We start from the raw sequence: 10,385 nt of genomic DNA, 5'->3' as shown, positions 1-10,385 counted from the left end.
CGGCGCCGCGTCCGGGCCGGGCGAGGTGGGCGAGACCTCACCCGGGCCGTGCCGGGCTCAGCGCCCGGTGACGTGCAGCGGTGTGTGCGCCGGGTCGACGACCTCCGCGGCGAGCGGCGCCTCGGGAGCGGTGCCGCCGGGGCCCCAGGTGTCGGTCTCGAAGCGGTCGCGGTCGTGCGCCTCCAGCAGCGGCTCGAGCGCCGGGCCGGCGGGGACGATCTGCGTGGGGTTGATGTCCTCGTGCACGTAGTAGTAGTGCCGCTTGATCTGCGCGAAGTCGACCGTGTCGCCGAAGCCCGGGGTCTGGAACAGATCCTTGGTGTAGTTCCACAGGTTCGGCATCGAGGCGAGGGTCTGCCGGTTGGCCTTGAAGTGGCCGTGGTAGACGGGGTCGAAGCGGATCAGCGTGGGGAACAGGCGCACATCGGCCTCGGTGATCGAGGGGCCCATCAGGAAGCGGCTGCGGCCCAGGCGCTCCTCGAGTTCGTCCAGGGCCTCCCAGAGGAGCGCGTACTCGCGCTCGTAGCCCTCCTGCGAGCCGGCGAAGCCGACCTTGTACACGCCGTTGTTGACCCGGTGGAGCATCCACTTGTTCAGCGCGTCGATCTCCTCGCGCTGAGCCTCGGGGTAGAGGTCCGGGGCGCCGGCGCGGTGGTGCTCGGTCCACTCGGTCGCGAAGTCGAGGGTGATCCGTTGGAAGTCGTTGGTCACGACGGCCCTGGTGGGCACGTCCACGACGGCGGGGACGGTGATACCGCGCGGGTAGTCGGGGAAGCGCGCGAAGTAGGCCTGCTGCAGGCGCTCGTAGCCGAGCACGGGATCCACTTCGCCGGGGTCGAGGTCGAAGGTCCAGGAGCGCTTGTCATGGGTGGGGCCGGGCATGCCTACCGAGATCACGTCCTCCAGGCCCAGCAGACGACGGGAGATGAGGGTGCGGTTGGCCCACGGGCAGGCGCGGGCGGCGATCAGCCGGTAGCGCCCGGCCTCGACGGGCCAGCCGTCGCGGCCATCGCGGGTGATCCGGTCGTCGATGTAGTTCATGTCGCGGTCGAAGGCCTTGCCTGCGGAGACGTAGGCGCCGCGGGTCGAGTGCGCCTCGGCGGCGGTGTCCGTGGAGGCGGGGGTGGTCTCGTTCATGGTGGGTCCCTTCGTGTCGGTGGCGTCGCTGCTATGGTAGTTGAAAGCGGTACTAGATGGAAGCGCCTCGGGGGCGGCGGGCGTCGGCGCGCCGAGAGGGGTCCAGGGTGCGCTCCGCACCCACGTCGTGCGCCATGTGCGAGGGAGTGCGATCCGCCCCGCCCTGCGCGACGTCGCAGGTAAGGGCACCCTTCGTGGCCGGTGGCACAGGACTCGGGCAGTATTTGGAAAGAGCCCTGTTGTAAAATCTATGTGGTCGAGAAGGGAGGTGCAGGATGGCCGAGCAGGATGCGCAGGAGCTCGCGGCGAAGCCCGAGCCGACCACGCGCGATCGCCTCGTCGAGGCGATCTCCACCCACGGGCCCATCACCGCCCGGCAGCTCGCCGAGCGCTTCGGCCTCACCAGCGCCGCCGTGCGCCGCCATCTCGCGGCGCTCGAGGCGGAGGGGACCATCGCCGAGCACGAGGTGCCCCTGGCCCATCGCGGCCGCGGACGCCCCAGCAAGACCTTCGTGCTCTCGCCGTCGGCGCATGAGGGCTTCGCCGCCGGCTACGACGAGCTGGCCGTGATGGCGGTCGACGAGCTCGCCCGCCGCGGCGGCGACGAGGCGGTGACCGCCCTCGCGGAGCGGCGGATCTCCGACTGGGAGCAGCGGCTCGACGAACGGGTCGACCGCCTCGAGGCGGAGACCGGGGAGCCGGTGGGCACCGCCGAGCGGCTCGAGCTGCTCTCGCAGCTGCTCACCGAGCGCGGCTACGCCACCACCGTCCGCCCGCTGCACGTCCCGCTGCCGGCGGCCCGTCGCGAGGGCGGCGCCGGGCCGCGTAGCCTCGTCACCGCGCAGCTCTGCCACGGCCGCTGCCCCGTCCTCGACGTGGCCGCCGACCACCCGGAGCTGTGCGAGGCCGAGACCCGCGTCATCTCCCGCATCATCGGGGCCCCCGTCCAGCGCCTGGCCACCCTGGCGCAGGGGGCTCACGTCTGCACGACCCACATTCCGCTCACCGAGGGAAGGACACCATGACGAGCGCACCCGAGAAGCTCTCACAGGACGAGATCATCGATTCGATCGGCAACTACGCCTTCGGATGGCACGACGAGGACTCGGCCGGGGCCAGCGCGCGCCGCGGCCTGTCCGAGGAGGTCGTGCGCGACATCTCCGCACGCAAGGACGAGCCCGAGTGGATGCTCGAGCGTCGGCTGAAGGCGCTGAAGCTCTTCGAGAAGAAGCCGCTGCCCACCTGGGGCCCGGACCTCTCCGGCATCGCCTTCGACGACATCAAGTACTTCGTCCGCTCCACCGAGAAGCAGGTCGCCGACTGGAACGACCTGCCCGAGGACATCAAGGAGACCTACGACCGCCTCGGCATCCCCGAGGCCGAGAAGCAGCGCCTCGTCGCCGGCGTCGCCGCGCAGTACGAGTCCGAGGTCGTCTACCACCAGATCCGCGAGGACCTGGAGGAGCAGGGCGTCATCTTCCTGGACACCGACACGGCGCTCAAGGAGCACCCGGAGCTGTTCAAGGAGTACTTCGGCACCGTCATCCCCTCGGGCGACAACAAGTTCTCCGCGCTGAACACCGCCGTGTGGTCCGGCGGCTCCTTCGTCTACGTCCCCAAGGGCGTGCACGTCGAGATCCCGCTGCAGGCCTACTTCCGGATCAACACCGAGAACATGGGCCAGTTCGAGCGCACGCTGATCATCGCCGACGAGGGCTCCTACGTGCACTACGTCGAGGGCTGCACCGCGCCGATCTACAAGTCCGACTCGCTGCACAGCGCCGTCGTCGAGATCGTCGTGAAGAAGGACGCCCGCGTCCGGTACACGACCATCCAGAACTGGTCGAACAACGTCTACAACCTGGTCACCAAGCGCACCACGGTCGAGCAGGGCGGCGTCATGGAGTGGGTCGACGGCAACATCGGCTCCAAGGTCACCATGAAGTACCCGGCCGTCTGGCTGATGGGCGAGCACGCGCGCGGCGAGACCCTCTCCGTCGCCTTCGCCGGCGAGGGCCAGAACCAGGACACCGGCTCGAAGATGGTGCACATGGCGCCGCACACCTCGAGCTCGATCGTCTCCAAGTCGGTCTCGCGCGGCGGCGGCCGCTCCTCCTACCGCGGCCTGGTCCAGGTCATGCCCGGTGCTGAGCACTCCGCCTCGACCGTTCTGTGCGATGCGCTGCTGGTGGACCAGATCTCGCGCACCGACACCTACCCCTACGTCGACGTGCGCGTCGACGACGTCCAGATGGGCCACGAGGCCACCGTCTCCAAGGTCTCCGAGGAGCAGCTCTTCTACCTGATGAGCCGCGGCATGGAGGAGACCGAGGCGATGGCGATGATCGTGCGCGGCTTCATCGAGCCCATCGCCCGCGAGCTCCCGATGGAGTACGCCCTCGAGCTGAACCGCCTGATCGAGCTGCAGATGGAAGGAGCAGTCGGCTGATGACGACCACTGATGTGAAGGGTGCCGAGAGCGCCGGGGACCCGACCGCGAACGAGGCCGTGGGCCACGCGGCGGGTGCCGCGCCCGTCGCCGCCGGAGCCGCCCTGGAGGGCACCGACACGACGGCCGCGCCGGAGCTGGAGGAGGAGAACCTGAGCCTGCCGGGCCAGGAGGTCTCCGCCGCCCACGCCGCGCTGAACCGCGGCGCGCGACTGCGCTCCTTCGAGGTCGTCGACCACGCCGTGCCCAAGAGCGACATCGAGGAGTGGCGCTTCACCCCGCTGCGACGCTTCTCCGCCCTCTTCGAGGACGCCGCCACCGACGACCGCGAGGGCGACCCCGCCGTCGACTACGCCGTGACCGTGCCCGAGGGCGCCCCGGAGCCCTCGACGCTCGCCCCCGGCCAGGCGCCCCGCGGCACCGTGCTGGTGCCCGAGGACCTGCCCACGGCGATCGCCTCCGCCCGCACCGAGCAGGCGCTGCACCTGGTCGCCGCCAAGAACGTCGCCTACGACGCGCCGTTCCGCGTGGACATCACCGGCCGGGGCGCGGACCGCCGCGCCAACGCGCACCTCGTGATCGAGGCGCAGGAGTCCTCCTCCTCGATCGTGGTGCTGAACCACACCGGCTCGGCGCAGTACGCGCAGGACGTGGAGATCCTCGTCGGCGACAACGCGCAGATGACCGTCATCACCGTCCACGACTGGGACGACGACGCGGTGCACATCGCGCAGCACCACGCCCGCGTGGGCCGCGATGCGCGCCTGAAGCACGTCGCCGTCACCCTCGGCGGCAGCGCGGTGCGCCTGAACTCGATCGGCGAGTACGCCGCCCCCGGCGGCGAGATCGAGAAGCTGGGCCTCTACTTCTCCGACGAGGGCCAGTTCTTCGAGAACCGCCTGTTCATCGACCACAGCGTCCCGAACTGCACCTCCAACGTCGCCTACAAGGGCGCGCTGCAGGGCAAGGGCGCGCGGTCCGTGTGGGTCGGCGACGTGCTGATCCGCAAGGAGGCCGAGGGCACCAACACCTACGAGCTCAACCGCAACCTGGTGCTCACCGAGGGCGCCCGCGCCGACTCGGTGCCGAACCTGGAGATCGAGACGGGCGAGATCGAGGGCGCCGGCCACGCCGCCGCCACCGGGCGCTTCGACGACGAGCAGCTGTTCTACCTGCGCGCTCGCGGCATCCCGGAGATCGAGGCGCGCCGTCTGGTCGTGCGCGGCTTCTTCGCCGAGATCATCCAGCAGATCGACGTTCCCGAGGTGCGCGAGCGCCTCTCGGCCGCGATCGAGGACGAGCTCGCACGGAGCATGAACTGATGTCGGACGCCTTCGTCCCCGTCGCCGCCCTGGCCGACCTCGCCCCCGGCGAGGCGATCGACGTCGTCGCCGGCGGGATCGAGATCGCCCTGGTGCGCGACGAGGACGGCGGCGTCCACGCCCTCGAGGACCTCTGCTCGCACGACGAGATCGCGCTGAGCGACGGCGATGTCGAGGGATGCACCATCGAGTGCTGGAAGCACGGCAGCCAGTTCGACCTCGTCACCGGTCGTCCCCTGCTGCTCCCGGCGGTCCTGCCCGTGCGGGTGTTCCCCGTGCGCATCGACGAGAGCAGCGGCGAGATCCTCGTGGATCCCTCCGCCGCTCCCGCCACCTGACCTCGCGGGCGTCCGCACCGGCGCCCGCCCCCAGCCCCACGAATCCACCAGCTTCCTGGTCAAGGAGAACCCCACATGTCGATCCTGGAGATCAAGAACCTCCACGCCACCGTCGAGACCCCTGAGGGCACCAAGGAGATCCTCAAGGGCGTCGACCTCACCATCAAGGGCGGCGAGACCCACGCGATCATGGGCCCCAACGGCTCGGGCAAGTCCACCCTCGCCTACGCGATCGCCGGCCACCCCAAGTACGAGATCACCGGCGGCGAGGTCCTCCTCGACGGCGAGGACGTGCTCGAGATGAGCGTCGACGAGCGCGCCCGCGCCGGCCTCTTCCTCGCCATGCAGTACCCCGTCGAGGTCCCCGGCGTGACCGTCTCGAACTTCCTGCGCACCGCCAAGACCGCGATCGACGGCGAGGCCCCCTCGCTGCGCACCTGGGTCAAGGACGTCAAGGGCGCCATGGACGACCTCAAGATGGACCCGGTCTTCGCCGAGCGCAACGTCAACGAGGGCTTCTCCGGCGGTGAGAAGAAGCGCCACGAGATCCTCCAGATGCAGCTGCTGAAGCCCTCCATCGCCGTGCTCGACGAGACCGACTCCGGCCTCGACGTCGACGCGCTGCGCGTGGTCTCCGAGGGCGTCAACCGCGCCAAGGAGAACACCGAGGTCGGCATCATGCTGATCACGCACTACACCCGCATCCTGCAGTACGTGAAGCCGGACTTCGTGCACGTCTTCGTGAACGGGAGGATCGCCGAGCAGGGCGGTCCCGAGCTGGCCGAGCGTCTCGAGGCCGAGGGCTACGACCGCTTCCTCGTCGGCGCCTGACGCCCCCGGCCGCCCCTCCCCGCCGCATCGCGGGGAGGGGCGGCCCCACCGCGGGACCCGCCGCGGCCCGTCCCCGGACAGCAGGTCCGCCGACGGCCGCCGGGCCCCGTCCGCCCCCTGCGGGACCAGTCCCGCACCCCTTCCGGGAGGACACCATGACCGACCAGCAGACCCCGCCCTCGACCGTGAGCGTCGAGGACGTCACCGAGGCGATGAAGGACGTCATCGATCCCGAGCTCGGGATCAACGTCGTCGACCTGGGCCTCGTCTACGGGGTGACCGTCGAGGACGGCAACGCCGTGATCGACATGACCCTCACCTCCGCCGCCTGCCCGCTGACGGACGTGCTCGAGGAGCAGACCTTCGCGGTGCTGGACCCCATCACCGAGACGCACCGCATCAACTGGGTGTGGATGCCGCCGTGGGGCATGGAGAAGATCACCGAGGACGGCCGCGAGCAGCTGCGCGCCATCGGCTTCAACCTCTGATCGCCTGATCGCCCCGGCCGGAACCCACGCTCCGGCAGCGACTGGCGAGTTCTGCACGCCCACGACTCATGTGGCTCCTCGCATGAGTCGTGGGCGTGCATTTCTGCGCGGTGCGCTGCGCCCGGCGCGCGGAGTGAGGGCGCTCGGCACAGGCAGCGCCGACGGGCGGGTCAGCCGATGACGGCGGCGGCGCTCGTGAGCTCGAGGCCGTGCGCCTCGGCCGTGCCGGCATGGGCGAGGGCGCCCTCGTGGGTGTGCAGGCCCTTCGCGAGCGCCTCGTCGGTCCGCAGCGCGTCCCGCCAGCCCGCGCCCGCGAGCTTCAGCACGTAGGGGAGGGTCGCGTTGTTCAGCGCCGCGGTCGCCGTGACCGGCACTGAGCCGGGCATGTTCGCCACGCAGTAGTAGACCGCGTCGTGCACCCGGAAGGTCGGGTCGTCGTGCGTGGTGGGGCGGGAGTTCTCGAAGCAGCCGCCCTGGTCGATCGCGACGTCGACCAGCACCGAGCCCGGCTTCATCCGGGAGACCATCTCGTCGGTGACGAGCTTCGGGGCGCGCTTGCCGGGGATCAGCACCGAGCCGACGACGACGTCGGCCTGCTCGATCTGCTCGGAGAGGTCGAGGGTGGTCGAGTAGCGGGTGAGGATGCCCCCGTGGTGCATCGTCGCGATCTGGGAGAGCCGGGAGACGTTCACGTCCATCACGGTGACGTTCGCGTGCAGCCCGTGCGCCATCATCGCCGCCTGCTCGCCGACGACGCCGCCGCCGAGGACCAGCACGTTCGCCTCCGAGGTCCCGGGCACCCCGCCCATCAGCACCCCGCCGCCGCCCAGCGGCGCCATCAGGTGGTAGGCGCCGACCTGCGCGGCGAGCCGGCCCGCGATCGCGCTCATCGGCGCGAGCAGCGGCAGGGAGCGGTCGGGGAGCTGGACGGTCTCGTAGGCGATGGCGGTGGTGCCGGAGGCGAGCAGCGCCTCGGTGAGCTCCCGGTCGGCCGCGAGGTGCAGATACGTGAAGAGGACCTGGCCCTTCCTCAGGCGTCCGTACTCCTCGGGCAGCGGCTCCTTCACCTTCACGATCATCTCGGCCTGCGCCCAGACCTCCTCGGCCGTCGGCAGCAGGGTCGCGCCCGCGGCGGAATAGTCCTCGTCGCTCACGCGGGAGCCGAGGCCCGCGCCGCTCTCGACGATCACGTCGTGGCCGTGCATCACCAGCTCGTGCACGCCGGCGGCGCCCAGGCCCACCCTGTTCTCGTTGTTCTTGACCTCGCGGGGCACCCCGATGCGCATGTGTCCAGCCTCTCTGCTGAGCTCCCTGGCCGCGGTCACGGCCACGGTCCCAGGATGACACCTCGAAGCCGTGCGGGGGAGCCTGCCGATGTGTCCCCCGGCACCGTCGGCGGGAATCCGGGCGACCGTTCGGCGCCTCGGCCCTAGACTCGATCCGGCCCTCCTCCGGGCCGCCCCCGTCCGAAGAGGAGTCCCACCCGTGATCACCGTGCACGACCTCGCCATCCGCGTCGGCGCCCGGCTGCTCATGAGCGACGTCTCCTTCCAGGTCACCGACGGCGACCGGATCGGCCTGGTGGGTCGCAACGGCGCCGGCAAGACCACGCTGACCAAGGTCCTCTCCGGCACGCTGGACCCCAGCGAGGGCAGCGTCGAGGTCTCCGGCGAGCTCGGCTATCTCCCGCAGGACACCCACAGCGGCGAGGACACCGAGCCGGTGCTCGCCCGGATCCTCTCCGCCCGCGGGCTCGACGGGATCCTGAGGAAGCTGCGGCGCGCCGAGGAGGAGATGGGGGACATGTCCCTCACCGAGGCCCGCCGCGAGAAGGCGATGAACCGGTACCCGCGTCTGGAGGCCGAGCTCGACGCCGCCGGCGGATACGCGGCCGAGGCGGAGGCCAAGCGGATGGCCGCGAACCTCGGCCTGCCCAACCGGCTGCTCGAGCAGGAGCTCGGCACCCTCTCCGGCGGTCAGCGCCGCCGAGTCGAGCTCGCCCGGATCCTGTTCTCGCAGGCCTCCACGATGATCCTCGACGAGCCGACGAACCACCTCGACCACGACTCGATCGTGTGGCTGCGCGAGTACCTGATGAGCTACCGCGGCGGCCTGATCGTGATCAGCCACGACGTCGAGCTCGTCGAGCAGGTCGTGAACAAGGTGTTCTACCTCGACGCGAACCGCTCCGCGATCGACATCTACAACATGGGCTGGAAGCAGTACCTGCGCCAGCGCGAGGACGACGAGAAGCGCCGCAGGCGCGAGCGCGCGAACGCCGAGAAGAAGGCCACCCAGCTGACGGCCCAGGCGGAGAAGATGCGGGCGAAGGCCACCAAGGCCGTCGCCGCGCAGAACATGCTGAAGCGCGCCGAGCGCATGCTCGACGGCGTCGAGGGGGAGCGGCAGACCGACCGCGTCGCCTCGCTGCGCTTCCCGAAGCCCGCCCCCTGCGGCAAGACCCCGCTGATGGCCGAGGACCTCTCGAAGTCCTACGGCAGCCTCGAGATCTTCACCGGCGTGGACCTCGCGATCGACCGCGGCTCGCGCGTGGTCATCATAGGCCTGAACGGCGCGGGCAAGACCACCCTGCTGCGGATCCTCGGCGGCGTCGACGCGCCGGACACCGGGCGGATCCTGCCCGGCCATGGCCTGCGCATCGGCTACTACGCCCAGGAGCACGAGACCCTGGACCTGGACCGGACCGTGCTGGAGAACATGATGACGGCGGCCTATGAGCTGCCCGAGGTCGAGGCCCGCAAGATCCTCGGCTCCTTCCTGTTCACGGGCGATGACGTGCACAAGCCCGCCCGGGTGCTCTCCGGCGGGGAGAAGACCCGCCTCGCCCTGGCCGCGCTCGTCGTCTCCAGCGCCAACGTGCTCCTGCTCGACGAGCCGACGAACAACCTCGACCCCGCCAGCCGCGAGGAGATCCTCGGGGCGCTGGCGAACTTCGAGGGCGCCGTCGTGCTGGTCTCCCACGACCCCGGCGCCGTCGCGGCGCTCGATCCCGAGCGGGTGCTGATGATGCCCGACGCCGTCGAGGACCTCTGGAACGCCGAGTACCAGGAGCTGATCGAGCTCGCCTGAGGCGGCGTCGCTCCCCGGCCCTCCCCACGCTCGCCGCGGCCTCGGGGGCGACGCTCGCGGCCCGCGGCTCGCCCGGTGTCGGCTCGCCGAAGCCGACCCCGTACATCGTCATCGTCGTGCTCTTCCCGCGCCGGATCGTCCTCGGTTCGACGCAGGGAGCGGTCAAGGGGTCGACCCCAGGAGGCAGCCGGCCATGGCCGACTTCGAGATCATGTCCTCGAGGTCGCCATGGGTGAGAGCCTCACCCTCGACGAGGAGCAGGGGACGGAGCTCGCGCGTCGAGCCGCCGAGGACCATCGGCGGGAGATCGCGAACGCCGCGGCGCTGGAGGAGTGAGGACGGCTCCCGCGCCCGTCACTGCGCGGCGCGCCGCGCCCGAGGACGGCACGGAGAGCGCGTAAACTGGCGGACACCTGATATCCGCTGTGAAAGGCCTCCGTGTTCGTCCTCTCCCTCACCGGTCGCCCCGGCCACGGCCGCGCCGCCGGCGACCCCGTCCCCGCTCTGCTCGAGGCTCTCGAGGGGCTCGAGCTGCCGCTCGCCCCGGAGCGGACCGCCGGACCGGACGCGCTCGTGCTCGCCTCCCGAGGGGAGACCGCGCTCGAGGCGATGCTGCGGGCGCTCGAGGTCGGGAGCACGGCCATCGGCCTCGGGATCGGCGCGGTGCCGGTGCCGCTGCCGGGCTCGGTCCGCGAGCTCTCCGGCCCCGCCGTCGAGGCCGCCCGGAGCG

Annotated in this window: 9 protein-coding genes and 1 pseudogene; 8 read left to right on the top strand and 2 right to left on the bottom strand. The window is 70.9% G+C overall.

Features of this window, described 5'->3' with window-relative positions; all coding sequences use genetic code 11:
• Window positions 1-57: 57 nt before the first annotated feature.
• Window positions 58-1,137: a glutathione S-transferase family protein gene (locus HMPREF3159_RS14765; RefSeq protein ID WP_070501895.1), complete on the bottom strand. Its 1,080-nt coding sequence runs from the start codon at window positions 1,135-1,137 to the stop codon at window positions 58-60.
• A gap of 275 nt (window positions 1,138-1,412) precedes the next feature.
• Between HMPREF3159_RS14765 and HMPREF3159_RS14760 the strand changes: the two genes are divergently transcribed.
• The 6 genes from HMPREF3159_RS14760 (at window position 1,413) to HMPREF3159_RS14735 (ending at window position 6,565) form a co-directional block, all read left to right on the top strand.
• Window positions 1,413-2,162, top strand: a complete 750-nt coding sequence (locus tag HMPREF3159_RS14760) for a helix-turn-helix transcriptional regulator (RefSeq protein ID WP_070501893.1) — start codon at window positions 1,413-1,415, stop codon at window positions 2,160-2,162.
• Window positions 2,159-3,586 (top strand): Fe-S cluster assembly protein SufB, encoded by a 1,428-nt coding sequence (gene sufB, locus HMPREF3159_RS14755; protein ID WP_070501891.1) that lies wholly within the window; start codon window positions 2,159-2,161, stop codon window positions 3,584-3,586. The genes HMPREF3159_RS14760 and sufB overlap by 4 nt, the downstream gene beginning before the upstream one ends.
• Window positions 3,586-4,908, top strand: coding sequence for a Fe-S cluster assembly protein SufD (sufD, locus tag HMPREF3159_RS14750; protein WP_070501889.1), 1,323 nt, complete (start codon window positions 3,586-3,588; stop codon window positions 4,906-4,908). The genes sufB and sufD overlap by 1 nt, the downstream gene beginning before the upstream one ends.
• Window positions 4,908-5,246 (top strand): non-heme iron oxygenase ferredoxin subunit, encoded by a 339-nt coding sequence (locus tag HMPREF3159_RS14745; RefSeq protein ID WP_070501888.1) that lies wholly within the window; start codon window positions 4,908-4,910, stop codon window positions 5,244-5,246. Before sufD ends, HMPREF3159_RS14745 begins: the two co-directional genes overlap by 1 nt.
• 75 nt (window positions 5,247-5,321) lie before the next feature.
• Window positions 5,322-6,077, top strand: coding sequence for a Fe-S cluster assembly ATPase SufC (gene sufC, locus HMPREF3159_RS14740; protein WP_070501886.1), 756 nt, complete (start codon window positions 5,322-5,324; stop codon window positions 6,075-6,077).
• A 155-nt stretch (window positions 6,078-6,232) separates the two neighbouring features.
• On the top strand, window positions 6,233-6,565 hold the full coding sequence (locus HMPREF3159_RS14735) for a metal-sulfur cluster assembly factor (RefSeq protein WP_070501884.1): 333 nt from the start codon (window positions 6,233-6,235) through the stop codon (window positions 6,563-6,565).
• 170 nt (window positions 6,566-6,735) lie between these two features.
• On the opposite strand, the gene ald is transcribed toward HMPREF3159_RS14735, so the two are convergent.
• The gene (gene ald, locus HMPREF3159_RS14730; protein WP_070501881.1) at window positions 6,736-7,851 is read right to left on the bottom strand and encodes an alanine dehydrogenase; all 1,116 of its coding nucleotides are present in this window, start codon (window positions 7,849-7,851) and stop codon (window positions 6,736-6,738) included.
• A gap of 199 nt (window positions 7,852-8,050) precedes the next feature.
• Here ald and HMPREF3159_RS14725 point away from each other — a divergent pair, with 199 nt between their 5' ends.
• Window positions 8,051-9,655, top strand: a complete 1,605-nt coding sequence (locus HMPREF3159_RS14725) for an ABC-F family ATP-binding cassette domain-containing protein (protein WP_053917268.1) — start codon at window positions 8,051-8,053, stop codon at window positions 9,653-9,655.
• Window positions 9,656-10,093: 438 nt separating this feature from the next.
• Window positions 10,094-10,385: pseudogene (locus HMPREF3159_RS14720) on the top strand (MarR family transcriptional regulator); the annotation flags it as partial.

It is taken from the genome of Brachybacterium sp. HMSC06H03 (assembly GCF_001807385.1).
In the GTDB taxonomy this organism is placed as follows: domain Bacteria; phylum Actinomycetota; class Actinomycetes; order Actinomycetales; family Dermabacteraceae; genus Brachybacterium; species Brachybacterium conglomeratum.
Note: the sequence above shows the minus strand (reverse complement) of the source record. Positions and strands in the feature narration are given on the sequence as shown.